General features: G+C 48.9%; 24 protein-coding genes. 18 read left to right on the plus strand and 6 right to left on the minus strand.

Annotated elements, in window-relative coordinates; translation table 11 throughout:
* Positions 1 to 372: 372 nt before the first annotated feature.
* Positions 373 to 2244, minus strand: a complete 1872-nt coding sequence (locus tag CR205_RS20095; RefSeq protein WP_142669889.1) for an NTTRR-F1 domain — start codon at positions 2242 to 2244, stop codon at positions 373 to 375.
* 352 nt (positions 2245 to 2596) lie between these two features.
* Entirely contained in the window at positions 2597 to 3466 is an 870-nt protein-coding gene (locus CR205_RS11650; protein WP_110519997.1) for a DMT family transporter, read from the minus strand.
* A 431-nt stretch (positions 3467 to 3897) separates the two neighbouring features.
* Here CR205_RS11650 and CR205_RS11655 point away from each other — a divergent pair, with 431 nt between their 5' ends.
* Positions 3898 to 4557 carry a hypothetical protein gene (locus tag CR205_RS11655; protein WP_110519999.1) on the plus strand — a complete coding sequence of 220 codons (660 nt, stop codon included), beginning with the start codon at positions 3898 to 3900 and terminating at the stop codon, positions 4555 to 4557.
* A 94-nt stretch (positions 4558 to 4651) separates the two neighbouring features.
* Here CR205_RS11655 and CR205_RS11660 read toward each other — a convergent pair whose 3' ends face one another.
* The gene (locus CR205_RS11660; RefSeq protein WP_110520001.1) at positions 4652 to 5470 is read right to left on the minus strand and encodes an alpha/beta fold hydrolase; all 819 of its coding nucleotides are present in this window, start codon (positions 5468 to 5470) and stop codon (positions 4652 to 4654) included.
* A gap of 652 nt (positions 5471 to 6122) precedes the next feature.
* Here CR205_RS11660 and CR205_RS11665 point away from each other — a divergent pair.
* The 13 genes from CR205_RS11665 to CR205_RS11725 all read left to right on the plus strand — a co-directional run bounded on the left by CR205_RS11665 (position 6123) and on the right by CR205_RS11725 (position 21201).
* Positions 6123 to 7259 (plus strand): exo-beta-N-acetylmuramidase NamZ family protein, encoded by a 1137-nt coding sequence (locus tag CR205_RS11665; RefSeq protein ID WP_110520003.1) that lies wholly within the window; start codon positions 6123 to 6125, stop codon positions 7257 to 7259.
* 106 nt (positions 7260 to 7365) lie between these two features.
* A complete protein-coding gene (locus tag CR205_RS11670) occupies positions 7366 to 8865 on the plus strand; it encodes a glycoside hydrolase family 10 protein (protein ID WP_161524762.1) in 1500 nt (499 codons plus the stop codon).
* A 432-nt stretch (positions 8866 to 9297) separates the two neighbouring features.
* The gene (gene murQ / locus CR205_RS11675) at positions 9298 to 10218 is read left to right on the plus strand and encodes an N-acetylmuramic acid 6-phosphate etherase (protein WP_110520008.1); all 921 of its coding nucleotides are present in this window, start codon (positions 9298 to 9300) and stop codon (positions 10216 to 10218) included.
* A gap of 59 nt (positions 10219 to 10277) precedes the next feature.
* Positions 10278 to 11645: a sugar ABC transporter substrate-binding protein gene (locus CR205_RS11680; protein ID WP_161524763.1), complete on the plus strand. Its 1368-nt coding sequence runs from the start codon at positions 10278 to 10280 to the stop codon at positions 11643 to 11645.
* Positions 11646 to 11761: 116 nt separating this feature from the next.
* Positions 11762 to 12652, plus strand: a complete 891-nt coding sequence (locus tag CR205_RS11685) for a carbohydrate ABC transporter permease (RefSeq protein WP_110520011.1) — start codon at positions 11762 to 11764, stop codon at positions 12650 to 12652.
* On the plus strand, positions 12649 to 13482 hold the full coding sequence (locus CR205_RS11690; protein ID WP_110520013.1) for a carbohydrate ABC transporter permease: 834 nt from the start codon (positions 12649 to 12651) through the stop codon (positions 13480 to 13482). Before CR205_RS11685 ends, CR205_RS11690 begins: the two co-directional genes overlap by 4 nt.
* 13 nt (positions 13483 to 13495) lie before the next feature.
* A complete protein-coding gene (nagZ, locus tag CR205_RS11695; protein ID WP_110520015.1) occupies positions 13496 to 15028 on the plus strand; it encodes a beta-N-acetylhexosaminidase in 1533 nt (510 codons plus the stop codon).
* A gap of 66 nt (positions 15029 to 15094) precedes the next feature.
* The gene (locus tag CR205_RS11700; RefSeq protein ID WP_110520017.1) at positions 15095 to 15955 is read left to right on the plus strand and encodes a MurR/RpiR family transcriptional regulator; all 861 of its coding nucleotides are present in this window, start codon (positions 15095 to 15097) and stop codon (positions 15953 to 15955) included.
* Between the two features lie 12 nt (positions 15956 to 15967).
* Positions 15968 to 17149 carry an anhydro-N-acetylmuramic acid kinase gene (locus CR205_RS11705; RefSeq protein ID WP_110520020.1) on the plus strand — a complete coding sequence of 394 codons (1182 nt, stop codon included), beginning with the start codon at positions 15968 to 15970 and terminating at the stop codon, positions 17147 to 17149.
* A gap of 301 nt (positions 17150 to 17450) precedes the next feature.
* Entirely contained in the window at positions 17451 to 17903 is a 453-nt protein-coding gene (locus CR205_RS11710; protein WP_110520022.1) for a helix-turn-helix domain-containing protein, read from the plus strand.
* 149 nt (positions 17904 to 18052) lie between these two features.
* Positions 18053 to 19189 carry a M14 family metallopeptidase gene (locus tag CR205_RS11715; RefSeq protein ID WP_110520024.1) on the plus strand — a complete coding sequence of 379 codons (1137 nt, stop codon included), beginning with the start codon at positions 18053 to 18055 and terminating at the stop codon, positions 19187 to 19189.
* A gap of 220 nt (positions 19190 to 19409) precedes the next feature.
* Positions 19410 to 20012, plus strand: coding sequence for an FMN-binding negative transcriptional regulator (locus CR205_RS11720; RefSeq protein ID WP_110520026.1), 603 nt, complete (start codon positions 19410 to 19412; stop codon positions 20010 to 20012).
* Between the two features lie 481 nt (positions 20013 to 20493).
* Complete coding sequence (locus tag CR205_RS11725; RefSeq protein ID WP_110520028.1) at positions 20494 to 21201, plus strand: MerR family transcriptional regulator; 708 nt, start codon at positions 20494 to 20496, stop codon at positions 21199 to 21201.
* A 60-nt stretch (positions 21202 to 21261) separates the two neighbouring features.
* On the opposite strand, the gene CR205_RS11730 is transcribed toward CR205_RS11725, so the two are convergent.
* The 3 genes from CR205_RS11730 to CR205_RS11740 all read right to left on the minus strand — a co-directional run bounded on the left by CR205_RS11730 (position 21262) and on the right by CR205_RS11740 (position 23734).
* Positions 21262 to 21675, minus strand: a complete 414-nt coding sequence (locus CR205_RS11730; protein WP_110520030.1) for a PH domain-containing protein — start codon at positions 21673 to 21675, stop codon at positions 21262 to 21264.
* A 190-nt stretch (positions 21676 to 21865) separates the two neighbouring features.
* Positions 21866 to 22942 (minus strand): acyltransferase family protein, encoded by a 1077-nt coding sequence (locus CR205_RS11735; protein WP_236634783.1) that lies wholly within the window; start codon positions 22940 to 22942, stop codon positions 21866 to 21868.
* 93 nt (positions 22943 to 23035) lie between these two features.
* A complete protein-coding gene (locus tag CR205_RS11740; RefSeq protein ID WP_110520032.1) occupies positions 23036 to 23734 on the minus strand; it encodes a (2Fe-2S)-binding protein in 699 nt (232 codons plus the stop codon).
* Between the two features lie 231 nt (positions 23735 to 23965).
* Between CR205_RS11740 and CR205_RS11745 the strand changes: the two genes are divergently transcribed.
* The 4 genes from CR205_RS11745 to CR205_RS11760 all read left to right on the plus strand — a co-directional run bounded on the left by CR205_RS11745 (position 23966) and on the right by CR205_RS11760 (position 26888).
* Positions 23966 to 24424: a flavodoxin gene (locus tag CR205_RS11745; RefSeq protein ID WP_110520931.1), complete on the plus strand. Its 459-nt coding sequence runs from the start codon at positions 23966 to 23968 to the stop codon at positions 24422 to 24424.
* A gap of 29 nt (positions 24425 to 24453) precedes the next feature.
* Positions 24454 to 24954, plus strand: coding sequence for a ferritin (locus CR205_RS11750; protein ID WP_110520034.1), 501 nt, complete (start codon positions 24454 to 24456; stop codon positions 24952 to 24954).
* A gap of 198 nt (positions 24955 to 25152) precedes the next feature.
* The gene (locus CR205_RS11755) at positions 25153 to 25623 is read left to right on the plus strand and encodes a peptide-methionine (S)-S-oxide reductase (RefSeq protein ID WP_110520036.1); all 471 of its coding nucleotides are present in this window, start codon (positions 25153 to 25155) and stop codon (positions 25621 to 25623) included.
* A gap of 257 nt (positions 25624 to 25880) precedes the next feature.
* Positions 25881 to 26888, plus strand: coding sequence for a LacI family DNA-binding transcriptional regulator (locus CR205_RS11760; protein ID WP_110520038.1), 1008 nt, complete (start codon positions 25881 to 25883; stop codon positions 26886 to 26888).
* The last annotated feature ends 80 nt before the right edge of the window (positions 26889 to 26968 follow it).

Consider the following 26968-nt stretch of genomic DNA (forward strand, 5'->3'; position numbering starts at 1 on the left):
GTTTTTGTATTTGGGTTCAGAAGTTTTACCGTTTCAAATATGCAATACCATAGATGAAGGAGCCGGGCATTCATTTTTCCCGACTCCTTTTTTCATCCGGCAAGTGAGCAGAGGCAGAAGGAACACGTATGAATGAATAGGGAAACCACACCGATTCAGCCTGCTTCACACTGAGCAGGGTGACCGTCGCCAGGATGAGCACCCTTCCAGGAAGCAGAAGAGGGTCGGGCATTAAACCAATTCATTAGCTTAAAACCCTCGCTATATATAGCAAAAACAAAACACCCCAAAAGTTAGATTTTAACTCTAATTTTTGGGGTTTACCTCAAGCCTTAGAGGTTTGAGTAGGTTCTCAACAATCTGAAATTCAGTTTATGTTAAGTTATTCAGAATGGTCTTGGCCCCTACCAGGGTAGAGCCGGAGTTGACGAAGTAATAATTTGATTCGGCATCAATGACAAGAGGACCGGTCCAAGTGATATTGAAAAACTGGGAATTGAAAACTCCTGTAGGCGGAACATCTGCTATTGCACTAGTAACCGTCACATTACCTCGAATCTGCGAATTCTCAATATTGGAATACCCTGTGAAAATTAACGCGCCATCAGTTCGTGAGTCGATTAATCGGTTCAAACGCAATCCAGGTTTATTGATGGTGTTTATCCTGCTGTTGTACATATACGTGTTAAGCTGTCCCAGCTGGGGATTGACAGGATCTCCTGCAATTGTGCCAAATACTCTGGTATTCAGTAACTGGAATTCTATCGTATTGAATGGATCAACAGGGTCTGTGTTCTGGAAGAGGATATTTCCGCTAATAATGGCGCCATCAGTGTAATTAGTATGCGTACTGACTGAGGTACCATTATTAAAGGTACCGATCACTGTCACTGAACGGGCATCAAAAGAAGGCCCTTGGACTAAATAAACATTCTCAGCAGCCTGGCTCGATTGGATTGTGATGTTCCTTGGAGTGGAGGATTCAAAATTAGCTAAGTCAGCGTTCCCAAGTACCCACGGTCCTAATCCGAGAAGCTGAACATGTCTGGCAGGAGGTATGACGATATCTTCGTCAAAAACAGAATTTGCAGCAATTAAAATGAGTAAGCGGGCTCTCATGCCAAAGGTTTGAGCAAAAGGACTATTTGTTGCCGCAGTAATCGCAGCCTGTAAAGAATTAAATGGATCTGATGGGGTCCCGGTTCCCGGTCCTGGTGCACTGGAATCTGCCCAAATGACCGTGTCTTCTCCCCAGACGAATACTCCTGGTCCAGTAGGTCCAGTAGGCCCGGTCGGTCCAGTAGGGCCGGTCGGTCCAGTAGGGCCGGTCGGTCCAGTAGCGCCAGTAGGTCCAGTAGGCCCGGTCGGTCCAGTAGGGCCGGTCGGTCCAGTAGCGCCGGTCGGTCCAGTAGCGCCAGTCGGTCCAGTAGCGCCAGTCGGTCCAGTAGGGCCAGTCGGTCCAGTAGGGCCGGTCGGTCCAGTAGCGCCAATCGGTCCAGTAGCGCCAGTCGGTCCAGTAGCGCCAGTCGGTCCAGTAGGTCCGGTAGGTCCAGTAGGTCCGGTCGGTCCAGTAGCACCGGTAGGTCCAGTAGCACCGATAGGCCCAGTCGTCCCGGTAGGTCCAGTAGGTCCGGTAGGTCCAGTCGTCCCCGTAGGTCCAGTAGGTCCGGTCGGTCCAGTAGCACCGGTAGGTCCAGTAGCACCGATAGGCCCAGTCGTCCCGGTCGGTCCAGTAGCGCCAGTCGGTCCAGTAGGTCCAGTAGGTCCAGCTGTTCCTTCCACAGATAGAAGAGCTACATCATCCACAAAAATATCAGCTGTCCCTGGTTGCGGCAGACTGTTTACGAGCACGAGTGCCTGTGTAGCGGCAAGTGGTGCTGCGCTGGTCGTCTGATACACTTCCAGCCAGGTATCATTCAGGACGCTGGGAATTGTATCTGCTTGAATATTTGTTATTAATCCATATCCAAGAAAATTAAATCCGGCATCGTAATAGTTAACCGTAAGGGTTACAAGCGGACTGGGTAGATTTCCTGCCTTGGAGAGAGAAACAAAAAATTGGAAAGATTCACCTGGCTCTATAGAAATTGTCTGAAAGATAAAGGAATTTATAGTTCCACCAGCTAAGCGCGCCGAAAAGAAACCACTATGAGGAAACGTTGCAATAGCAGCACCAGTGCCAATCCATGGAGGTAAGCTCCCAGTCTCAAAACTGCCATTTATTATTCGGTTAGTTATAGTCATGGTTATCCTCCTTTCCTGCGAATTTGCAATTTAAGTTGCACACCATATCATATGGAAAAGCTGTCAAGGTAGTGTTGGACAATCTGCACAGAGTGAGGATAATTAGTTACTTGTCTGGTTTGGCAATGTATTCCTGAGGCTGGAGTTTATATCAATGAATGCTGCAGTATTGCCAGTGCAGACAACGATCCTTAAAGTATTTAGCCTTGTATCAGAGGAGTAATATCGTTGAAACGGAAAAAATGCCCACTCGAAGAGAGGGCATCAAGGGAGCTGTTTTCTGTTATAATCCTGGCACCATCATAGATTGCTTTGATGGTATCGACTTAATGAAAGATTAAAATACATTTCCCTACTCAGCCTGCTTCACACTTAGCACGGTGACCGTCATCAGGATGAGCACCATTCCAAGAAGCTGAACGAAGTTTAGATGATCTCCGAGGAGCAGAACGGCAAACAATGACGCGGTTACCGGCTCCACCATGGCGACCATTGAAGCCGTTGTTGGGGCAGTCTTTCGCATTCCAATCACATAAAAGATAAAGGAAATGCCTGCGCCCAGGGTCCCCAGTAAAAGCAGCCATCCGATGTCGTTCGACATGACGACTTCAGCGGCTTCATTTTTATCCATAATGAGAAAGAGAATGACAGAAAAGGCAAAAAAAGCGATGACCAGCGTAGGCTGCGGCCTTCCAATAGAGGAGGCATTTTTAAAACCGAAAATAAACAGTGCATAGCAAAGCCCTGCACCAAGCCCGGCGGCCACTCCCAGCATACTCACTGACACCTCGTCGGTGTTGTAGGCGCCTGTCAGGAGGATAATGCCCACAAGTACACCGGCGATGCATCCCCATTTAAACCAGGTCGAACGTTCCATTCGCAGTATAAAAGAAATTAAAAGGACGAATACAGGTGCCGTGTACATTAGAGTGGCGGCTACAGCGACACTTGCAGCCTGGATCCCGAGAAAATAAAGCGAGAAATTTCCTGCGACACCAATACCGGCCAACAGGGACCATAAGTACAGTCGGGGGGAAAAAGTGAGGTTCTGCCTGAAACGAAACAAAAACCAGACCAGAAAACATACAAATCCAATCGCTCCCCGGTAAAATGAGATCACAATCGGATCCCAGCCATTTGACATTAAAATATCGCCAATTCCTCCGCTGATGCCCCAGAAAATGGCGGCTAACATAACTAAACCTACACCAGAATATTTCATGGCGTCCCTCCTGAAAAAACAATTGTATGATTTGCTGGAAATTATAAATGACAGTCTTTGGGTTTTCCCCGTCATCATCATAACTAACCATGATTTTCTGGAATGTGGGGACGGTTCTTGTTTTACATTTTGCACCCAGCATTTTAAGAGATAGAGGTTATAGTGCAAAACCATGTGTGAAGAGAAAATATGAATCATATAGAAAATCCTTTAGCCGGAATGTGCGTTTTTTGGGAAGCTTAAGTTTGGTATATTATTGCAGATCCGTCAGCATGAAGAACGAATTACGAAGGAATGAAGGTGCCCTTTAAAGAGAGTCGGCGACCTTCAACTTGGAATATTTTTGAATCCTAATCGTCTTTGAACCGTACAGTAAGGAAACGAAATATTTTTAAAAGTTAAAATCATTTAACGGAAAGAGGTGATTTTTCGTGTTTCGCTTCATCAGGCGAGGGAAACGGTGGAGAAGATTTAAAAAAGTGAGGGAGGGGGATGGCCATAAGTTAAAACCATACCGCCTGTGGCATGTGTTTACGTGTTCTTTATTTCATTTTGACTTTGTGGATCAGAATAATGTAAGAACAGCTTATGCGGTAAACAGTAAATATTGGCTGGACGATCCAACAGCTGATTTGTACCGTAATGGCAGCCACATCGCTTCTTCTAAATTACCAGCGGCTTTTCCAGTTGAGGGAGGAGTCATTGAGGTTGAGGAAGGAACTTACGGGATCAATCGTATGCATTTTGTTACAGATCAAAAAATTTATCCGTTTTATCCCGATAAACGCTCAGTAAGAGGGTTGCGGTTAGAATTACATAAACGATTCCCGAGCATGAGTTCCTTCATAGCCATTAGTGCTGCTGTAATCCTGTTTATTTCCCTTATTCTTGGTTTACCTCAAGTGATAGAAGTGCTGTCTGAGATTCCCTGGATAGTCGAAAATATTGGAACATTTGTCTCTCCGATCACCCTTCCCGTCTGGGTTAACACAGCTATGATACTGTCAGGGATACTAGCCGGAATCGAACGGACGCTCATGCTTCGCAGTCACTGGCTGATTGATATGGAAACCGGTTATTGGGATGATTAAAACGAAAACATAGGATGCAGCCTCCGATGTTTAAAAGTGGTTTCTCAAAAATAAAAGCACATCTCCCGTCTATAAGCGAAGATGTGCTTTAACTTTACCGCCCTGAAAGTGAAGCGCCATCAGAGACTTCTTCTCTTTCTGCGTGGAGCTGAAAAAAAGCGAGGGCTTTTTTGTTGAATTCCTTTGGCTTGTCCATGTTACAGACGTGTCCGGAGCCTTCGATGGTGGATAACGTTTCATTTTTACTCTCATCTGTGTCTTCTTTTACAAGGGGGAGGAACATGTAGTCTTCCGAACCCATCAGATAGAGTTTAGGTCTTGAGGCTGCGCTGAGGCTCACTTCCTGATGAAGCGGTTCAACTTTTTTGGTTATCTGGAACCAGCGTATGAATTCCTTCTGCCCCATTTCGGTGGCTTCTTTTGTAAATAATCGCCTCGAGTGGGCATGGTTTTTCCTTGGCATCAGGATGCCTGCAAAGAGCTTGTACAGCCACATATAGGGAAGCACCTTTTTAAACGCATCGCCAAGGTGAATCAAAAGTCTGGAGCGAAGGTTAAAGCGGGTAATTGCGCCGCCAAGGACCATCGACTGCACATGCTGCGGCGACAGCAGATTGATCGTGTTGATGACAACAGACCCCAGGGAAATGCCGACAAAGTGTGCTTTTGAGATGTTCTGATGATCGAGCACCTCGAGAACCTCGCGGCTGAGGTGTTTAAAATCATAGGAGTCAAGGTCCGGCAGTCGGCCCTTTGATTTCCCGTGACCGCGAAGATCAACGAGTAAAAGATTATAATGCTCACGAAAAGCTTTGATCTGTTTAAACCAGATCGAGGAGCTGCCGCCGAGACCGTGTAAAAAGACGACCCATTCACGGCTTGTACGGTGGGGATAGGTTTTATAATGCAGCATCAGCTGTTCCTCCTTGGTGTAGGGGTGTTTCATCAAGGTATATAAACGAGTAGTCTGCCATCTTCAGCCACTCAGGTGAGGCATGCGGCAGATGGTTGTATTATAAAAATTGCATATTCCCTTCGGTCAGTTTTGCGAAACTCCGCTGAACGCCATCCGCTCGCTTTCCGCGGCGGTGCCGCAGAAGCCTCGGTGCTGGCGTCAGCTGCTCATAATAGAGGTTGACTGACCGAGAGTTATACTTTATTTATTATGCTGTTTTCGTAAAGAGTGTTGCTATTGACTAAGATTTATTTCGTAGCGAAAGGCCGCGACTCCAGCGGGAACAGCAACAGTCGAAGACCCCGCAGGGTGAATTTCCCGAGGAGGCTGAGGCGTTGCCCGCGGAAAGCGTCGGCCTGTAGCGAAGAAAACAACAATCTTTACGAAAAGAGCTATTTATTAAAATAACATTTGCGTCATAGCGGGATCTTTTAAGACACCTCTCAGGGTATACCATCCACTAACATATACATTTCACTTGCAAATATCAATACCTTTTTTCTGGCAGGCACAAACGCTTCGCGTCGTGACTGCTTCCACATCCCTTCATCCGCGTTCTATGTTTAAATAGAAGAAAATGATGTGAAATCACTGGAAAGGGAGACCCACTATGATCCAGACAGGACTTGATCGTTTATTAACGGAAAAGCTCTCCATGCTCAAAGGAAAGACATTCGGCCTCATGGCCAACCATACATCCGTCACTTCTGACCTGACCCACAGTGTTGATGCGCTGCGGGCTCTCGGGTGCACCCCGGCTTGTATTTTTTCCCCAGAGCACGGGTTTCGGGGTAAGGTGCTGGCGGAGAGGAAAGTCCGCTCATCTGTAGACGAGGAGACAGGGATTCGGATCGAAAGTCTGTTTCCCTACGAGGAAGAGCGGTTTATGAAGGCCACGAAGGACCTGGATGTGCTGCTTTTTGATATGCAGGATATCGGGGCCAGGTTTTATACTTACATCGATCTGATCGCGTACGGACTTCAGGCGTCCAAAGAGCACCGGATCCCGTTTATCGTGCTGGACCGCCCGAATCCTGCCGGCGGAGCAGTGGCGGCAGGGCCACTGGCCAGGCAGGGGACAGCTGCTTCTTTTTCCCCGATAGGACTGCCGGTGAGGCACGGGCTCACGGCAGGGGAGATTGCCCTGGAACTGAACAAAACGATCGGCGGGCAGCTGGACGTGATACCAATGCAGGGATGGGAGCGGCGTATGGCGTACCGGGATACAGGACTGCCGTGGGTTCCGCCATCACCGAACGCGAACACGATGGAGATGCCGCTGTTTTATTATGGGCTGGCGCTGCTGGACAGCATCAATCTCTCGCTCGGTGCGGGGACGGACCGGCCGTTTCAGCAGGTCGGCGCGCCGTGGCTCGATGCGGAGGCTGTCATTCAGAGACTCACGGAGAGAAAAATAGAAGATGTGAATGTTGAATCTGTCACCTTCACGCCCACTCAGGGAGATTACGAGAATGAGAGCTGCCGGGGGATTCGGATCTGTCCGGTAAAAAATGAGTGGAATGCGATGACAGTGGCCGGTCATCTTTTTGAAGTGGTAAGAGAGGTGCATCCGTCGAAGGTTTCATGGAAAAAGCGTGACGGCCGGTATTGGTCAGACTTCATCTACGGGACAGAGGACCTGCGACTAACGTACCGCAATGAGGAATCCATCACTGCCCTGTTTCGCCGTGATTCGCAGGAGTCCAAGACGTTTCTCGATTTTTACGCAGAAAAATTGTACAAGTGACAGGAAAATCCGACCATATGGACTCCCTCCTATCTGCCTATTGTAAAAGTGTTTCAATATTCTTAAAATTTAGATGAAACATTATTACAATATCAGGAGGGATTGGATGAAACACGTATTCCGTTCGATGGGGTTAATCGGGTTACTCGTTATTTTTCTGATCGGATCGATGGCACCGGTCGCACCGATGAGTGCCGAGGCGGCGGATGAAGAGGATCCGTTCACGCGGGCGTTCTGGGTACAGGCCTTTGAAGATGGCGTGAAATCACCGGAACAAATCGATCAGCTGCTGGCCGATGTGGAAGCGGCGAACATGAACACGATCGTGGCACAGGTAGTCCGCAGACACGATGCTTATTTCAACAGCTCATACTTACCATTTACAGAGGATCCGAACATGACAGAAGGATTCGACGCACTTCAGTACTTAATTGACGGGGCAGAGGACAAAGGCATTGAAATTCACGCCTGGATCGTACTCGGACCGATGTGGCACCCGATTTACGGAGGCGCTCCGGAAGCGGAAGAGCACATCTACAACCAGTTTGGTCCTGACGCACCGGCCGACGAAACGTGGGTTACGAAAGACTATAACGACGTTGTCGCAAATCCGATGCAGCCGTACCTCGACTTCGGTCACCCGGATGCGAGAGAGCACGTCATTAACATGGTGAAAGATATTGTAAGCGCTTACGATGTAGACGGGATCCACGTGGATTACATCCGCTATCAGGAAGACGGCAAAGGGTACAACCCGACTTCACTTGCCCGCTTCCAGGAGGAAACCGGCCGTACAGACCGTCCTCAGCCGAACGATACCGAGTGGATTGAGTGGAAAACGCACCAGATCGACACACTCATGAAGCGGATTTACCTTGAAACGATGAACATGGATATGAACGTGGACGTCACAGCTGCTGTATTGTCATGGGGCTTTGCCGATCCTAGGGAAAATGAGTTCACAGACCTTGACCCGGTACAGCGTGCCCACCAGAACTGGGAAATGTGGCTTCAGGAAGGCTATCTTGATTTTGCCTACGTGATGAACTACGATCCGGAAGCGACGCCTGGACGGCCGGAGCGCTACGACCAGTGGATCGAGTATCAGAAAGACCTTGAGCGCAGCCGGGGCATGGCAATCGGGCCGGCCCTTTACATGAACTCGATTCCCGACAGCCTGAACCAGATTAAGCGTGCGATTGAGCCGTCTCCTGCCGGCAACATTGCCGAAGGGGTCAGCCCTTACGTGTACAACGTATGGAGCAATGACAATCGCCCGTTTGCGGATCTTCTTGAGGCGTTGACGGTTCCGAATGAGGACAATAACTACGACGCACCGTTTACCGAACAGGTGGATCCGTTCCCGACACCATGGAAGGACGCGCCTGTCGGACACCTTCTGGGCACCTATTCTCCTGACTTATCCGGGGAAGAAGTGGTGGTTACGAGAGGACAGAGAGGAAGAGAAGTCGCTTCGGGCCATATTGACGGCTCCGGCGTAGTCGGCTTCACTGATCTTCAGCCGGGCAACTACTTCATTCACGTAGACGGGGAATCCACCAGAGTACATGTAAGAAACGGATCCGTAACAGTGTTTGATCAGTAAGATTAACAGACTGGGAGATTAGCAGCCTCAAGCGGAATCTGAAAGTTTTCGTGTCTGCCATCCTCTGAAATGCGAAACCGACGCCGACAGCGAGACCCCTGCGGCCGTGGGGGCCAGGCGAGACCCCGTAGAGCGAAGCTCACGGAGGCTCGCCGGCACCGCCGCGGAAAGGGAGCGGATGGCGTTCAGCGGAGCTTCACGAAACTTCACGAAACTGACGACTCATTTTATTTTTTACCAAGCTGGCGGCTCAAAAAGGTGGCATTTCACCTGATGAGCCGCCGGTTTCATGACTGCGGTCGGTAATTTTCAAACGATTAAAAAAACTCCTTGCTTTCTAGTTAAAATTTGGTTACATTTAAAATATAAAATTACTGAAATATTATTTCGTTATCAGGGAAGGTCATTCTTAAATGAAATTTGGTGATGAGTATGGAACAGGACCTGTCCTGCCTGATTACAGAACAGCGGAACCGTGCATCTGCAGGGCTTGATTTGAAGAACACGCGGGAGATTTTAGCGCTGATGAATGAAGAGGACCGGAAAGTGTCCGAGGCGGTGCATGACTGCCTGGACGAGATTGAAAAGACGATCGATCTGGCTGTGGATGCAATTCAGCAAGGCGGGCGGCTGTTCTACGTAGGAGCCGGAACAAGCGGCAGAATCGGCGTCCTTGATGCTGTTGAGTGTCCGCCTACGTTTCGTTCGCCCCATGAGATGGTTCAGGGGATCATCGCAGGAGGGCAGTCAGCCATGTTCTGCGCGAAAGAAGGAGCGGAGGATTCCGTTGAAGGCGGAGTGAAGGCGATGGAGGACGTGAAGCTCTCCAAGCGCGACATCGTCATCGGGATTGCGGCGAGCGGACGGACTCCGTTTGTGATCGGTGCCCTGGAGGCTGCCAATCAGGCCGGTGCCGCTTCGGTCGCGCTCAGCTGCAACCCTTCGTCGGAAATCGGCCGTGTCGCAAAGGTCAGCATCGAAACGATTGTCGGCCCTGAAATCCTCACCGGTTCCACCAGACTGAAGTCGGCCACAGCTCACAAAATGGTCTGCAACATGATTTCCACCACCGTCATGATTAGGCTCGGAAAAGTGTACGAGAATCTGATGGTCGACCTTCATGCGAGCAATTACAAGCTGTATGAACGGGCCAGGCGGATTGTCCATGAAGTGACGAATGCAGAGGAAGACGTAATTGCTGAAGCTCTGGAAAAAGCAGAGCACGATGTGAAACTTGCGATTGTCCTCATTGAAACAGGCGCGTCTGTTGAAGAGGCAAAGGAACGGCTCGCAAACGCCAATGGTGCAGTCAGGCAGGCAATCACATCAGCAAAAAATAAGCGTTCATCATAACGTCAATGGAAACCTGTAAGCGGTTCCATAGATATTTCAAAAAAGGGGATGAAGGTTGCATGAAAAAGAAGGCGGGTTTACTAACGGGTCTTTCACTCAGTGTTCTGATGCTGGCTGCCTGTGCGGATACGACAGAAGACGCAGGAGCAGATGAAGAAAACGGAAACGACGCAGAAGAAACAGCAGACGAAGGGGATGCGGATGATGATGCTTCTGACGCTGCCGGATCCGACGAAGAGGCAGAGCTTCGCGTATGGATCATGGAGACAGGATCTCCTGAGGAAGCAGAAGATTATTTTGAGCGGGTAACCGAGCGTTTTAATGAGGACCACCCGAATGTGTCCGTTGATGTCCAGTTTATTCCGTGGCTCTCGGCTCACCAGACGCTGATCACTTCCATTGCCGGAGGAAGCGCGCCGGACATTTCCGAGCTCGGTACCACATGGAACCCGGAATTTGCAGCGATGGGCGCTCTCGCCGATATGGATGAGATCGTGGCAGACTGGGGAATGGAAGACGGCTGGGTAGAGGCCCTTGAAGAAGTGGCCACTTACGATGAAACCCTCTACGGCGTGCCGTGGTACGCAGGGGTAAGACAGCTCGTGTACAATACAGAGATTCTGGAAGAAGCAGGCGTTGATGTACCGCAGACGTACGATGATCTGTGGGAAGCCGGGGAAGCGATTCTCGCCAATACAGATGCGTATCCATATCCGGCAGTCGGAATTTCCCAGCACTTTGTGCTGCCTAAGATCTGGCACTTCGGTGGAGAACTGGCTGTGCAGGAACAAAACGATGACGGCGAAACCGTCTGGGTTTCCCAGGTGAACGAGTCTGAAGCCGTCGAAGCGGTGGAATTTTATACCGATATGTATAAAGAAGGCTTTGTTCCTGACGGGGCTCTGAACTGGTCCGTGCTTGATACACGTCAGGCATTTGCCCAGGAAGACCTGGCGATGACGATCGATCTTCCGCCTGGAATAAACGCAATGATCAATGAAAATCCGGACATTGAAGACAAGATCGGTGTAGCGCCGCTTCCGGGGAACGAATCGAATGCAAGCTTCGTTGGGGGATCCAACCTGGCCCTGTTCGAGCAGTCCCAGAACAAGGAACTGGCAGCTGAGTACCTGAGACTGCTCGTTTCGGACGAATTCATTACCGAGTGGGCAGATTTCACAGGGTTCTTCCCGGGAACGCTTGAAGGTCTTGAAGATCCGATGTTCTCGGAAGATGAAACACTGAGCATCTTTGCAGACGGACTGGTCGAAGGACGTTCCTACCCGGCAAGCCCGTCCTGGGGACGCTTTGAAGGGGAAAACCTCTTCGTCGCGCCAATCCAGGAAATTATGCAGGGATCCAAGTCCGCACAGGAAGCGATGGATGATGTCGCGGAGCGGATGAACAACGCATTCTCAACCGAATAATCGTTTACGAGTGATGGAACAGCGGCTTGTTCCTAAACAGTCAAAGTCCGTCGAGACCTTTTCTCTGACGGGCTTTGCCATACATACTGCGCTTAGAAGAATGGAGTTGGAAAGAGATGAACAACCGATGGCTGCCCTGGATTCTGCTGGCACCAGCACTGATCCTGATCCTTGCCTTAACCATCTACCCTCTGTTTAACACGGTTTACCTGTCTTTCAGGCAATACGACATGTACTCCCTTATGACGGGAGTCTCTACCTGGGTAGGTTTAAGCAACTATACAGAAACGCTCACAGATCCATTCTTCTGGACGGTCACGAGAAACACGGTCGTTTTCGGGATGGCCTGTGTGTTCGGAACGATGATTGCCGGACTGCTGGTCGCCCTCCTGCTGAATACGAAATTTAAAGGCAGCAAGATTCTGGGCATCGTCATCCTGATTCCATGGGTATTCCCGGCTGTTGCAGGGGGGATTGTGTGGCGCTGGATGTTTAACGATCAGTATGGCGTGGCCAACTACCTTCTCACACAGATCGGTCTCACGCGGTTTGACGGTTTTGCCTGGTTTAACAGTCCGTGGACCGCATTTACGGTTATTTTCTTTATGATCGTGTGGCAGAGCTTTCCGTTTATCGCCGTTTCCCTTCTGGCGGGATTCCAGACGATTCCTGATACCCTGTATGAGGCAGCGGAAATTGACGGAGCGAATGCATGGCATAAAGTAACCAAGATTACTCTGCCGATGCTGAAGCCTCTGCTTTTGATTTTATTTATCCTGTCGACGATCTGGGACTTTAAAATCTTTGACCAGATCTACGTCATGACAGAAGGGGGACCGGCGCGGGGCACGTACGTGCTGGCTCTCTATTCCTGGAGCGAAGCCTTTAACTCCCTGAACTTCGGTATGGCTTCTGCCATTGCGATGCTCATGTTTGTGCTGCTGATGTTCTTTATTGTGATTTATATTTACTTTCTGCGTGAGGAAAAAGGAGGGAAACGGGCATGAAGCGAAAAACAACGTTCCAGAAAGTGCTGATTTATTTGGCCGCCATCTTTGTATTTGTGGTCTCCATGTTCCCGTTCTGGTGGATGGTGATCAGTTCTCTGAAGCCGACTTCTGAAATTTTCAGCAGCGTACCGACGTTCTGGCCTCACGACATCACCTTTCAGCACTACTACAACATTTTCGTACGGGCAAATTTCTGGGTTTACTTTACGAACAGTCTCATGGTTGCAGGAACCGTTACCGTCCTCGGGACGGGGATCGCGGCCCTTGCCGGCTATGCGATCGGGCGCTTCAACATTAAAGGGAAAAATGCCATTCTGCTTATGATTCTGAGTGTGCAGATGTTTCCGCTTGTGGTGATGATCATTCCGCTCTTTATCGTTATGAGCCGTCTTGGTCTCGTGAATTCCCTTGTCGGGCTTGTAATCGTGTACCTGACGTTCGCCCTTCCGTTCTGTATCTGGATGATGCGCAGTTATTTTGCCTCGATTCCGGTGGAGATTGAAGAGGCGGCGATGATTGACGGGTGTACGAGAATGCAGGCGTTCCGCAAGGTGATTTTCCCCCTTGCCTGGCCTGGTGTTTCGGCCACAAGTATTTTCGCCTTCATTACAGCATGGAATGAATTTGTGTTTGCCGTGACGTTTATTCAGGACGATTCGCTCCGGACGCTTCCACTGGCCCTCCAGCAGTTTTTCAGCCGGTTTACCGCTGATTTCGGGGGACTGATGGCGGCTTCGACGATTGCAACGATTCCGGTGCTTCTGTTCTTTATTTTCTTCCAGAGAAAAATGACGAAGGGTCTTGTACAGGGTTCCGTCAATACGTAAGGGAGGTGAGCGCATGACCATTGAAGAACAAGCCGGGCAGCTGATGATGATCGGCATTCCCGGGACAGAGGTGGACGGAGAAACCGAACAGCTGATCCGGGACTGCCGCGTTGGCGGTGTGATTTATTTTCAGCGTAACGTAGACTCTCCGGGCCAGGTGAAAGCCCTGTCGGAGCGTCTGCAGGAGATTAACGGGAGGCGCGCTCCGCTTCTGATCGCAATCGATCAGGAAGGGGGCATGGTGGCGCGGATCAGAGACGGCGTTACTCAAATCCCCGGCCAGATGGCAATCGGAGCGACGGGTGATCCGAAGGCGGCGGGGACGCTCGCACGGATCAGCGGAAAAGAGCTTGCCGCTCTTGGCATCAACGTGAACTTCGCACCGTGTGCCGACGTGAACAGCAATCCGGCGAACCCGGTCATTGGGGTCCGGTCCTTTGGAAGTGACGCTTCCACTGTGGCCAGTTTTGTCCGTGAAGCGGTCGCTGGTTATCAGGAGAGCGGTGTGTCCGCTGCGATCAAGCATTTTCCGGGTCACGGGGACACGAGTGTCGATTCGCACCTGACGCTCCCGAAGCTTGACCACGAACTGACTCGCTTAAACGAAGTGGAGCTTGTGCCGTTTCGGGCGGCTGCCGCTGAAGCCGACCTCGTGATGAGTGCTCACATTCAGTTCAGCGCGATTGACGAGGCGTACCCGGCGACACTCAGCGAGCCGATTATCAGCCGGCTGCTCCGGGATGAGATCGGGTTTGAAGGCGTCGCCATTACGGACTGCATGGAAATGGACGCGATCTCAAAGACGTTTGGGACAGCGGATGCAGCTGTCCGGGCGATTCAGGCCGGGATGGACATTGTCTTGATTTCCCATACGCCATCCGTTCAGCGGGAAACCCACCGAAAGCTTGTGGCAGCAATAAAGGACGGGACGATTCCGATGGCCCGTGTGGACGAAGCTCTGGAGCGGATCAACCGGTTAAAGGCGAAGCACCGAGCGAGAAAAGAGAACGGGGAAGAGCTTGATAAGCTCGTTGTTCAGCATCGGGAAACGGCAGCACGGATCCGCAAAAGAACGATTTCTTCTTTAACTGATCTGTGGGCGCCTCTGGCGGCGGGGCAGAAGGTGGAGCTGATTTTCTGCCGGCCGTACCGCCAGTCCTATGCCGATGAACAGACCGACTCGTCCAATCTGCTTGCCGAACATCTGCGAAAGCACGGATTTGACGTAGCGTTCACCCCCGTACCGAGCGATCTTTCGGAGGAGGAGGCCAGTCGCGTTCTTTCACAGGAGCGGACAGGCGCGGTTGTTTTCTGCTCCTATCTGCCGGCTGATCATCCAAATCAGCGGATGCTGGCAGAAGAGCTCGCGAAACGTTATCCGGATCTGATCGGCGTGAGCCTGCGATCTCCGTATGATGCCCGGGTGCTGCCGTGCATGAAGCGGTATATTACAGGATACGAGAGCACGGCAGAAGCCATCAAGGCCGTCAGTCGGGTGCTGGCCGGATTAGAAGAACCAACAGGAAGACTTCCGATCACACAATGACGTTCATTGTGTGATTTTTTCTCAGGCAGGTATAATGGACTCAGCATACAGATGGGAAGGGATAACATGAGTAACGTAAGATCAGGGGCGCTGAGAATGATTGCGGAAATGACCGATCAGCTGGCTCCGTCCGAAAAAAAGCTGGCTGCCTATGTGATTGAAAACCCGTCCCAGGCGATCGGGATGACAGCGAGCCAGCTGGCAGAGGCAAGCGGGACGAGCAGTGCAGCGGTGGTCCGCTTCAGCAAGTCAGTCGGTTATAAAGGCTTTCAGCAGCTGAAAATAAAAATTGCCGGAGAACTGACCAAAGATTATGATGAAGGCTTCCACGATCTTCATCCGGGGGAAGAACCGGAAGCCGTAGTGGCGAAGATGACCAACAACAGCATTCAGACGTTAAAGGAAACGCTTCAGACGCTCCAGGTGGATCAGCTCGAAAAGGCCGTCGAAGCCATTGCCGGATCCGGGGTGGTGCACTTTTTCGGTGTTGGTGCTTCACACATTATCGCTCAGGACGCAGAGCTGAAGCTGTCCCGGATCAATAAACGTGCCCACTCGTTTTCCGACTTTCATGTGGCTGCGATGCACGTAGCCAATGTGCAGCCGGGCGACGTGGTGTTCGGCATTTCCTTTTCCGGTGAAACGTTTGAAGTGGAGCGGATTATGCAGCTGGCAAAAAAGCGGGGCGCCACGACCATCGGCTTAACACGGTTCGGCGTCTCCCGCGTGGGCAAAGTGTCGGATATCCTCCTTCAGACGTCCACTTCCAAGGAGAGTACGTTTCGAAGCGGGGCTACCTCATCACGGATTGCCCAGCTCACGGTGATTGATATTTTATTTATGCTTCTGGCAAACAACCAGTACGACACGGTCATTAAGCACCTTGAGGAAACGAGAAGTGCGATCAACTTTATTCGAAAGCAGTAAAGGGGCGGTCTTATGGGGGACTATTTAGACGTATATCCGACCTATTTAGCGGTAGGACTGATGTCAGGCACTTCTCTGGACGGGATCGATGCGGCTCTTGTGGAGCTGAATGTAAATGAGCAGGGGGACGTGACGTCGTGCAAGGAGCTCAAAGGCGTGACCGTGCCTTTTTCCGAAGGCAGAAAAGAGCAGATTGAAAACGCCATGGATATCGAGCGCTCCAATGTGCGGGAGATTTGCGAACTCAATGTGTTACTGGGCCGTGATTTTGCTGCCGCGGCTGAAAAGGTGGTCAGGGAGAGCGGCAGGACGATGGCGGACGTGGCGTTTGTCAGCTCCCACGGCCAGACTATCTATCACATGCCGGAAGCTGGAGCTACGCTGCAGATTGGGGAGCTGTCTGAAATTGCGAAGCGCACAGGCGTGCTCACCGTCGGCGATTTCCGCCCTTGCGATATGACGGCCGGTGGTGAAGGAGCCCCGCTTGTGCCTTTTGTGGATGATCTTCTGTTCCGGGGCGGGAAAAAAGGCAGGGTGCTGCTGAACATCGGCGGCATGGCGAATGTGACCCTGCTGCCGGCGGAGGCGGGACAGGGTGCTGGTGGAAGAAAAATGATTGGCGGGGATACAGGTCCCGGGAATGTGCTGATCGACCTTTGTGTCGCTCTGTTAACAGAGGGAGCTCTTGCTTATGACCGGAATGGGGCTTATGCGCTGGCCGGCAAAGCTGACGATCAGTGGCTCGGTGAACTGATCGAACGTGACAGCTTTCTTCGTAAGCCTCTTCCGAAAAGCACCGGACGGGAAAGGTACAACCGGGAACTCGCTGAAAGCCTTGTAAATGAAGGGAAGAGCCGGGGACTTACGGCAGAAGATATCGTGGCAACCATCTCAAGTTACACCGTCCGGTCAATCGGTCGCGCAGTGGCTCCTTTTACCGGACAGCTCGGACTTGAAGAAGTGTTCGTCGGGGGAGGGGGAGCGGAGAATCCTTATCTGATGAAGCATCTGGAGAAGGAACTAGGCATGCCGGTGCACCGGATGGAGAAGCTCGGCATTTCCTCGGAGTTCAAGGAAGCCGCCGTTTTTGCTGTCCTCGGTTATTATCGTCTGAAGGGCCGGCCGAATAACGCACCGGGAGCGACAGGTGCAGAAAGACCTGTCTCAATGGGGAAAGTGGTTTTACCGTGTTAAGTGGGGACGGTTCTCGCTTTGCATTTTGCCATGCAGGGACGGTTTTAATTTTACTTTTAAACAGAAAGCCCTCATCTTTCTTCTCCTAATGAGGGCTCTTTGATGTGGAATACTTATGCTAAATAACAAGTAAATACGTTTTACAAACGACTCATATAAGAAGAGAAACGTTGCCTGCAACGGGAGGTTGCGGTCTTACGCAACCATTGCTAGCTTTACTTATCGCATGCATTTGAATAATATGAGTGGGAACTCAACAGCAATATACATGCTATAACAACTGGAAAAGGTGATAAGTAAAATGGTATTTGCAGAGAAACTTAAAAATGAGAGGCACAAAAGAGGATGGTCACAGGAGGATTTAGCCGAAAAACTATATGTAAGCCGGCAGTCTGTTTCAAAGTGGGAAAATGGACAGAATTATCCCAGCATTGAGATTATCATTAAAGTAAGTGATTTATTTGGTGTTACCATAGACGAACTATTAAAGAGCGATGAAGACTTAACAGAAAAAGTGATTCAGGATAGTAGGCAGCTCGCGTACCCTAAACTTAAATTCGTATTTGATATGACCTGGCTGGCCGGAGCTGCAATTCTCCTATTTAAAATTGCAGCCTTCGTTTTTAATTATGTTACTGCTGTAAACATTCCCCTGCCTGGCGGCTCCTTCCTATGGAATTTCGGTCCTCTCATTTTAATGATTGGCGGTGCAATTGGTTCCAGCACCTTAAAAGACATGTATAAAAAGGATTAGGAAATATTCTCTGTATAATACGGAAGAAACTAACCAAACGTCTCAAATCCGCCCATATGTGATTAACAGCACGAAATAGTGGCAAGAACACCTGTAGAACCATTTTCTAAAAGGTTCTCATTGATTTACTGTGATGAAAGGTGGTTACTATGAGCGAAATCAATAAATATTTTAAAGAGACGTACACCGAATCGAGGGAAAACTTCAGGAACCTTCTGAGTCAGGTTCAGAAAAAATGGCCTCAAGCCAGGATTTTCACTGAATCTGTGGGCAGAGAGGAAGACAACACGATTGATGTCATTTATGCGGAAGCTGATTCTTCCAATAAACAGGCCGTTATGATGACGAGCGGTGAACATGGAATCGAGGGCTATGCCGGTGCAGCAGCTGTTCATCTTTTTGTGGACAGGTACATGCGCCATATTGATCCCTCTGATACAGGGATTTGCCTGGTTCACGGGGTCAATCCGTGGGGCATGAGGCATTTTAGGAGAGTTACGGAAAATAACGTTGATCTGAACCGTAATTATTTTCCGGAGTCCTCTACAATTCCGACCGACATCAATCAGAATTATGAAAACGAGAGTCATATTTTTCAGCCTGATGGACCGGTTGAAGACATTGGGAAGGAAAAAACGGTGCTGTATGAGTCCCTTACAAAAGGGATGATTTCCAGAGGAACCGGAGGAATCCGGAAGGCAAAAGGCATGGGACAATTTGAATTTGAGCGGGGAGTGTATTTCGGCGGTTTTAAAGAGGAGCCCTCTGCAGCCTATATGAAGACGTGGCAGCAACGCCTGCTGAATACATTTGAAAATGTGGTTCATATGGACTGGCATACTGCCCTTGGACCGACAAACGAGGTCACAATGGTCATTTCGGATCGCATTGGGAAGTCCGAAGAGGAACTGAAAGATTCGTATGGGCTGGAAAATATAAAAGTGTTTTCTTCTAATAATGTGCAGGGAGATTCCACCGATTACTTTTATCAGATGAGGGAAAAGGAAGCACCATCGAAAAAACTGTTTTCAGCATTGTTTGAATTCGGTACATTCGGAACCTCCCATATGGCGGAGCTGCGGGAATTCGCGACCATTATTCTGGAGAACCAGCTTTACTGGAACGGAACGGACCTCCGCGAGAGACGTGAGTGGATTGAGGAAGAACTGTATAATATGTTCTATCCTGAAGATGAAGACTGGAGAAAATCGATTCTATTGGAATCAGGCCACGCCATGGAGGAAGTATTAAATAAACAAGGGATTCTAATGGCCGCGCCACATTAAAATGTCCCCGGAATTGCCAAGTGTGGACGGTTCCTGTGTTGCATTTTTGGCTGGTAACGCGAAGGGTGGGTATGCTGTAAAGTCAGTGCATATCCTCCCTTCGTTATTTTTTGCACAGAATACACTCCTCTTTTTTAAATAAAGGGATAGTGGTTCTTTTAAAGGCTCCGGTTTCCCGGTTACAATGAATTCACAGACCACATACAAAGGAGGCTGTTTTATGTATATTCCGTCCCATTTCAAAATCACAGATCACGAGTTTATATATAATTTTATTCAGGAGAATGGGTTTGCTTCCTTTATCTCCATGAGCACAGGTGAGCCGGTTGCCACGCATCTCCCTCTGATGCTGGATGAGAAGAAAGAGTACCTGCAGGGTCACCTCGCACGGCCTAATCCGCAATGGAAGGACCTTTCCGGTCAGAAAGTACTGGCTATTTTTCAGGGTCCCCACTGCTACATTTCACCCTCATGGTATGAAACAGATCGCTCCGTTCCCACCTGGAACTATGTGGCTGTACACGTGTACGGCACAGTCAAACTGATGGACGGGACGGAGTTAACAGAATCCCTGATTGAGCTGGTGAAAAAGTATGAAGCACCTGATAGTTCCTATCAGATAGATAATGTGGATCCCGGCTTTCTGGAGGGAATGACAAAAGGCGTGGTCGGTTTCAAAGTCCGCATTGATAGAATAGAAGGAAAAGCAAAATTAAGCCAGAATCATTCGAGTGAAAGAAAACAGCGTGTCATAGATGAACTGGAAAAAGTCGATCGGGAAGACGAGAGGCAGATTGCATCCTATATGAAGAAATTATTATAATGTGAAATGGGGACGGTTTCTGTTTTACATAGTTGAATCGGGAAAGCGATACGGATAGTAAGGAATAGCTGATGGGGCAGGGCAGGTGTATCGCTCGTTTAGCAGAAGCAGCGATACAAAGGAACATTCGTACAGGCTTCTGTATGCGATATACGTTTCCGGCAGTCAATGTTGTGTTAGACCAGCCCATAGCGCCTGTTACGAATCTGAATATCGGCGTATCGCAAGGCGATACAGAGTAATCGTTTTGTTTTTTACAGGAAATAAACGCCATAATCCGTTGCAGAACGGCGAATAGTAGAGTAGTATGGCGTACATGTTCAAATAGTATAGATCGTTTCATAGCGCTAGGCGATACATATCGAAATTAATTCACTGCAGGCGATATAAAATCCGCTTGAGCGGTGCATATTGCCACGCGATACATGTTGCAAAAAAGTCAGAAAACATTCATAGTTAAGAGAGAGGGGGGTTCGACGATATGCGACACGATATACAGGCGAACGAAAGGTCTTTCACGACCAAGGAAGTAGCAGAGGAGCTGGGGATCGCGACACCTACGGTTCGAAAATACGGTCAGATTCTCGAGCGGAACGGCTACGAGTTTTTTAAGGACGGGGACCGTCGTGTTTTCGTGCAGTCCGACGTTGAATCGCTTCAAGCGATACGCGATACGGACAGACCCCTGAATGATACAGCGGAAGACCTTGTCGCAGAACAGAAAGAACGACTTGCAAACTATAATCACAGCGATATAGCGCTGCCCGATAGACCCGATACGCTGCCTCAGGATCCAAATCAGCTGAGGGACGCATTTGCATTTCTGGCAAATGAACTGGCCGCTACGCGTGAAACCAATCTTCAGCTTACTCAAAGCCTGGATGAAATGAAGAGCACGGTTTCCCGGCTGAAGCAGGATCATCATGTGATCAGCTCGGCGATTGGAAACTCATCACAGAAAACCCAGTCCAAGATTGAGAAACTGACGAACGAACAGAGAACATACTACGAAGCCCTGCTCGAACAGGAGAAGGAAAAAAGCGAATCGCTTCAAGAGGAACTGAAGGCGATCCGTGAACAGCAGGAAAAAGAGTGGCAGCAGCAGAACAATTTTAATAAACGGCTGGAAGAAAAGATTCAGAGACCTCAGGGAACTTGGGGGAAGCTCCTTTCTCTTTTCGGCAAGTAAAACGGGGACGGTTCTCACGCTTCAAACTGGAGCAGGAGGGATCGTCTTTTTTGCTGTGTATCAATCATCTACGTGGATCCCGGGATTTCTATGAACTAATGTCTGGATAAATGTACTTTCGTTCTTTGGAGCGATCAAAATCCCATCATAGCGGCCATACTGAATCGCAAGTCTGTCAGCAGCCAGAGCAGGGGCTGACCATACACTCTTCTTTTTACTTATTTGATTAATCTCATCTATGTTTATTCTCCATTTAAACGGCCCACATTGAACCTTAACCGTATCTTTCTCAATTTGATAACCCGTGCCAAACCATACCCAGATTAACAATCCTATCGTTGTAAGTCCGAGTAATTCTCCAAAAAGGCTGATTTCACCTGAGGTTAGACTGAGAGTGATACTTATCAGAATAAATAGGATCGTACCCCATATAACTGAAAAATACAGCGTATCGATCTTGGATTCGAAATACATATGAATCACCACTTTCCAGCACTAAACAGGAATTTCCCTGATTGTTTGTGTGATTTGCTTCTTAAGAACCCCATTCTCCAACTTTCAGGAAAAACCCTTTACTTTAATAATAATGGCATACAAACGAAAAGAGACAGTTCCCGCTTGACATAATGTTAAGCGGGAACCGTCCCCATATTGCACACTGTGTCTACTGCCTTGCAGGCACGGGCAGCGGTTTTCCTATTACATACTGGCTTAGATGAAGGAAAGAGAGTAACTTGGCCGCAACTATGGACATAGCAACTGCATAAACAAATGCCAGCACGAAGTAGACGAGCGGGTCCATGGCCGGGTTGTGCGGCAGGTAGTAGAGAAACACTTTATGAAGCAGGTAAATGTTGAACGAATAGCGACTGATAAACAGCACAGGACCCGGGGCTCTCTTCATTTTTGAAGCGAAGTAGATGATGATCATGATCATTGCTGCTGTAAACAGCAGCATATCAATCCGCTTGGAGGAGACCTCGGTGATGGTTTCTGATCTTACGAGAATGGTCAGCAGCACAAGCGATACAGCAGGAACCGTAAAGAGCAGTTTCAGGTTCTCACGGATCTTCTCCCTGACCGTTTCAAAATACAGACCGCAGTAATAACCGAGGGCAAAATAGAAGATCCAGCCGGCAAACGGCAGCCAGTAGCCCCGTGTCCAGATATAATCTCCCACTGTGCCGGCAGGGGCAGGAGCGAGATTAAAGAACGCCAGATAGGCGACGTTAAGAACGAAAGCGACGGCAATCACCCGCATCGGCCGCCATTTCTTCATATAATCTGCCAAAAAGTAGTGAAGCACATAAAACTGAAAAATAATCAGTATAAAATAACCGGTATAGCCGCCGGCGAACAGGTTCAGAAGAATGTTCTGCATGGCGGTGCCCGATGGATTTTCAATTACAGCAAAAACGATGCCCATAACGGCAAAGGGAATAAGCAGAAATTTGACCCGCTTACGGAAAAAGTCATCGGGCAGTCCGTTCTGATAGGCTCTGGCCAATAGCATTTCGGAAATGAATACGAATGCCGGCGTGCCGAAGAAAAAGATAAAGCGCGTTAAGATGAGCAGGTATTCCTGAAACTGACTGAGTGATCCTTCATATTGGGAGAGAGTCGTGTTGACCGCGTGGGTCACGACAACCGCCAGGCAGGCGACCGCTCTCAGCCAGTAGGCCTCTTCGATGATTTTCGTACGGATAAGCGGCCACTCCTTTATTGATAGAAAAATCGTCACTTCAATATAGTACGATAGAAAAACCGGTTTTCTGACGTATATATTAGGGTCGGTTCCCGCGTGATATTATGTCACGCAGGAACCGTCCCCATTTCACAAGTTTATGTGCGGGCAGGTGCCGCAGCAGTTGTCTTTGCTGCCGCCTTTCAGAAGGTACGCAAGACAGCAGTGTTTCCGAATGTAATATTCCCCGTCCGGGCTGAGCTGGAAATGAAAGGACAGAGGAGACCCTTCAATTAGAAAAAGGTCAAGCATTCGGCCGATCGCTTCTTTTTTACCGTTGTCTGAAGCCCGCAGTTTGTGTGCGGTCTGATAAAGACTGTGGGCCACCAGAGAGTGCATGTGAGTCCTTTTTGCCCCGGTGGCTTCGGCAATCTGGTAAAAGAGTGGATCCAGATGTCCGGATATGAAACGGACAATCCGGGCTTCCGTTTCTTCGTGGGTTAACGAGGCTGAAGGCACCGCGGATGAGCGGTCCAGCATGAAGGCCAGTTTCGCTTTATCCTTCACAAGCATGACTGTCTGCTCAGGGGAAGCGTCGATGGACCAGCCGTAAACACCGGCGGTAAAAAGCCCCCTGACGAGAGCAGCGTAACGCTTGCCGAAGATAGTTCCCGTAACGACGGAATTCGGGGATTTCATGGAAGTGTGCAGATTGTCTGTGAAGCATCTGATGTGTTCAGAGCTGCGGATCAGTTCGGCGATCGTATGATCACTTTTTTCCTGCAGCTGGTCAGTAAAGATCAAGCCTGTCTGTTTTTCCAGATCAGTGAAGTCGGCAACTGGAATCATGAGGATGTCTCCTTTTTAGCATTCTATACGATCAGTATAACTCTATTGAGAATTATTTTCAATTAGCTGTTGACAATGGATGCAGGGCAGCCGTACACTGTAAGTGTATACGATAATGAGAATCATTCTCATTACCTTCTTCTTAAGAACTGCCTTCACCCCCTAGGCAGTTCTTTTTTACAAAAACTAAAGCGGAGCTCTTATAGATACATAATACGAGGGAGCGTGATTATCATGAGATGCGGCATCATCTTTGTGAGTATGTCAGGCAACACTGAAGATATTGCGGACATGATTGCAGCCGAGGTGAAAAATCGGGACAGTAGTGCAGTCGTCGAAAAACACGAAATGGATGAGATTGAGGCAGGCGAGCTGTCAGGGTTTGATGTCATCTTTCTCGGAAGCTATACTTGGGGAGACGGGGACCTCCCCTATGAGGCTGAGGACTTTTATGAAGAACTTGAAGACGTAGATCTGTCAGGCAAAGCCATCGGGGTATTCGGCTCAGGCGACAGGGACTACCCTCATTTCTGCTCAGCCGTTGATATGTTTGCCGAACGTGCAGAAAAGCAGGGAGCGAGGACAATGCTGTCGAATGTGAAAGTAGAGCTGGCTCCGGACACAGAGGAAGATGAAGAGCAGATCCGCAAGCTGGTAAAAGACTGCATGAAAAGTCTTGTAACACCGTAAAAGATCAGATGAAAAAGGAGAGGATTTTAATGATAAGTAAAGAACTGGCTGAAGGTTTAAACGAACAGATGAATTATGAATTTTATTCCGCTCACGTGTACCTGGCTACAGCAGCCTACTGTTCCAACGAAAGTCTGGACGGGTTTGCAAAGTTCTTCCTCGCACAGTCGGAAGAAGAGCGCTTCCACGCGATGAAGTTCTACAACTTTCTGATCGACCTGGGGCAGCAGGCGATGATTTCGGAAATTCCTGGACCTAAAGCCGCGTTTTCTTCTGTGCTTGATGCGTTTGAAAAATCCCTTGCCCATGAAAAAGAGGTAACCAGAAGGATCTATAAACTCGCAGACAGAGCGTTGGACGAGCGGGAGCACGCAACCATGACGTTCCTGAACTGGTTCATCGAAGAACAGGTGGAAGAGGAAGCTTCCTTCGACGCAATCATCCAGAAGCTCAAGAGAATTGAAACAGACAGCAACGCTTTCTACATGCTGGAGAGCGAGCTCGGAAAACGGACGTTCGAGAACGGATAATTATAGGAATGACTGCCGGCAGGAACCGGCAGTCGTTCTTTTTTTTTGTACAATGAAAGATAAATCAAATCGACGGCTTGATACGAATTACGTGAGATACAGAGATTTTGAATGGAAAAAGTAGGGTTTCAGTTATACGAGTATGCTAGAATAAACCTGACTCAACTTGCAGCAATATAAAGGAGAGACAAAATGTAAATGGAAGTCATATATTTTGCAGGTGGATGCCTTTGGGGCGTCCAGGCATTTATGAAGACGCTGCCCGGTGTTACGTATACAGAAGCGGGAAGAGCGAATGGAACAAGTCATACACTTGATGGTGAGTATGACGGTTATGCTGAATGTGTAAAAACAGGCTTTGATCCCAACGTTATCACTGTAAGCAGATTAATGGAATATTATTTTGAAATCATTGATCCGTACAGCATGAATCAACAAGGCATTGATGTCGGGGAAAAATACAGAACGGGCGTGTACAGTGAAAAGGCTGAACATCTGGAAGAGGCGAGGTCATTTATCAGCAGGAGAAATGATCGTAAGCGTGTCGTCGTTGAAGTCCTGCCTCTTACAAACTATGTGAGAAGTGCAGAAGAACACCAGGATCGGTTAACGAGACGTCCAGATGATTACTGCCATATTCCCAGTGAGATACTAAATAAATATAAGTAGACAGCTGGAAATAAAGAGAAATTCAGGAAGAGTTTTGGCCCGGGCAGGATAAGAGAGAAGCAGCTGGTGTAACCGCTGGAAAGCAATAGGACCGCGGCGAGAAACATCCCTTACCGCCTGCTGAAAAATGCCACGCGAGAAGCGTCCCCAAATAGCGTGCCGAACCGGGATATAAATTGCAAAAATGATGCTTGACGGGGGAATAATCGTGGCTTATACTTATTACGAAAGCGCTTTCGAATGGGAGAAATGCTAAAATGGCCACGATCTATGACATAGCCAAGAAGACTGGATTTTCGATTACGACAGTCTCCAAAGCCTTAAATAACTACACCGATGTAGGGGAAAAAACCAAGAAGAAAATTCTTGAAGCAGTCGAAGAGATGGGATACTATCCGAATTCGATTGCGCGGTCCCTGACAACGAAGAAGTCCTGGACAATTGGGGTCATTTTCGTTGAAGATCTCGGAATCGGCATGAACCATCCGTTTTTCAGTGCGGTGATTGAAAGCTTTAAAAAGCAGGTGGAAGGTCAGGGATACGATATCATTTTCCTCAGCAGAAACATCGGAGGAGAAGAGAAGAGCTACCTGGATCATGCACTTCACCGCGGCGTTGACGGCGTTATCGTTGTCTGTTCGAACTATAAGGATAAAGAAACGAACAAGCTGATCGAATCACAGCTGCCGAGTGTGGTTGTAGATCTGCACAGTGAGATATCTAGTGTGGTATACAGCGACAATTATGAAGGCAGCGTGCTTGCCGTAAAGCACCTGTACGAGCTTGGCCATCGCAAAATTGCCCATATTAAAGGTGCGGATAAAACTTTTGCCGGCCAGGAAAGATTAAACGGGTTCTTGGATACGATGAAAGACCTGAAGCTCGATGTTCCGGAAAACTTTCTGGTAGAAGGGGAATTCTTTTCCTACGATGGCGGGTATAACGCCATGCAAAAGCTCATGAGTCTTGACGATCGCCCGACCGCGGTTTACGTGGCAGGAGATAATATGGCACTTGGGGCGATGAAAGCCTGCAGGGAGATGAAGATCGCTGTACCGGCGGACATTTCCATTGTCGGTTTTGATGATATTGAAGTTGCAAAGCACGTCACACCAGCGCTCACAACGATTCGTCAGGATACTGACATGATTGGAATTAAAGCTTCGGAGCTGCTGGTCAATCAGATTAACTCGGAAAGTAAAGGCGGAAACGCCGTGAAAATACCGGTTGAACTGATTGAAAGGGAGTCTACGCAGGCCATATAAAGCCTGCTGCAGACTGTCTTAAAATTTTTTTAACGTTAACGAAAGCGCTTTAGTAAACAAGTTACAGAATTCCGTTTTTG

Source organism: Alteribacter lacisalsi (genome assembly GCF_003226345.1).
Classification (GTDB): domain Bacteria; phylum Bacillota; class Bacilli; order Bacillales; family Salisediminibacteriaceae; genus Alteribacter; species Alteribacter lacisalsi.

Coding starts and splice junctions, on each gene's coding strand:
- CR205_RS20095 (WP_142669889.1), bottom strand. CDS start 2,244: ATGACTATAACTAACCGAATAATAAATGGCAGTTTTGAGACTGGGAGC.
- CR205_RS11650 (WP_110519997.1), bottom strand. CDS start 3,466: ATGAAATATTCTGGTGTAGGTTTAGTTATGTTAGCCGCCATTTTCTGG.
- CR205_RS11660 (WP_110520001.1), bottom strand. CDS start 5,470: ATGCTGCATTATAAAACCTATCCCCACCGTACAAGCCGTGAATGGGTC.
- CR205_RS11665 (WP_110520003.1), top strand. CDS start 6,123: ATGATCCAGACAGGACTTGATCGTTTATTAACGGAAAAGCTCTCCATG.
- CR205_RS11670 (WP_161524762.1), top strand. CDS start 7,366: ATGAAACACGTATTCCGTTCGATGGGGTTAATCGGGTTACTCGTTATT.
- murQ (WP_110520008.1), top strand. CDS start 9,298: ATGGAACAGGACCTGTCCTGCCTGATTACAGAACAGCGGAACCGTGCA.
- CR205_RS11680 (WP_161524763.1), top strand. CDS start 10,278: ATGAAAAAGAAGGCGGGTTTACTAACGGGTCTTTCACTCAGTGTTCTG.
- CR205_RS11685 (WP_110520011.1), top strand. CDS start 11,762: ATGAACAACCGATGGCTGCCCTGGATTCTGCTGGCACCAGCACTGATC.
- CR205_RS11690 (WP_110520013.1), top strand. CDS start 12,649: ATGAAGCGAAAAACAACGTTCCAGAAAGTGCTGATTTATTTGGCCGCC.
- nagZ (WP_110520015.1), top strand. CDS start 13,496: ATGACCATTGAAGAACAAGCCGGGCAGCTGATGATGATCGGCATTCCC.
- CR205_RS11700 (WP_110520017.1), top strand. CDS start 15,095: ATGAGTAACGTAAGATCAGGGGCGCTGAGAATGATTGCGGAAATGACC.
- CR205_RS11705 (WP_110520020.1), top strand. CDS start 15,968: ATGGGGGACTATTTAGACGTATATCCGACCTATTTAGCGGTAGGACTG.
- CR205_RS11710 (WP_110520022.1), top strand. CDS start 17,451: ATGGTATTTGCAGAGAAACTTAAAAATGAGAGGCACAAAAGAGGATGG.
- CR205_RS11715 (WP_110520024.1), top strand. CDS start 18,053: ATGAGCGAAATCAATAAATATTTTAAAGAGACGTACACCGAATCGAGG.
- CR205_RS11720 (WP_110520026.1), top strand. CDS start 19,410: ATGTATATTCCGTCCCATTTCAAAATCACAGATCACGAGTTTATATAT.
- CR205_RS11725 (WP_110520028.1), top strand. CDS start 20,494: ATGCGACACGATATACAGGCGAACGAAAGGTCTTTCACGACCAAGGAA.
- CR205_RS11730 (WP_110520030.1), bottom strand. CDS start 21,675: ATGTATTTCGAATCCAAGATCGATACGCTGTATTTTTCAGTTATATGG.
- CR205_RS11740 (WP_110520032.1), bottom strand. CDS start 23,734: ATGATTCCAGTTGCCGACTTCACTGATCTGGAAAAACAGACAGGCTTG.
- CR205_RS11750 (WP_110520034.1), top strand. CDS start 24,454: ATGATAAGTAAAGAACTGGCTGAAGGTTTAAACGAACAGATGAATTAT.
- CR205_RS11755 (WP_110520036.1), top strand. CDS start 25,153: ATGGAAGTCATATATTTTGCAGGTGGATGCCTTTGGGGCGTCCAGGCA.
- CR205_RS11760 (WP_110520038.1), top strand. CDS start 25,881: ATGGCCACGATCTATGACATAGCCAAGAAGACTGGATTTTCGATTACG.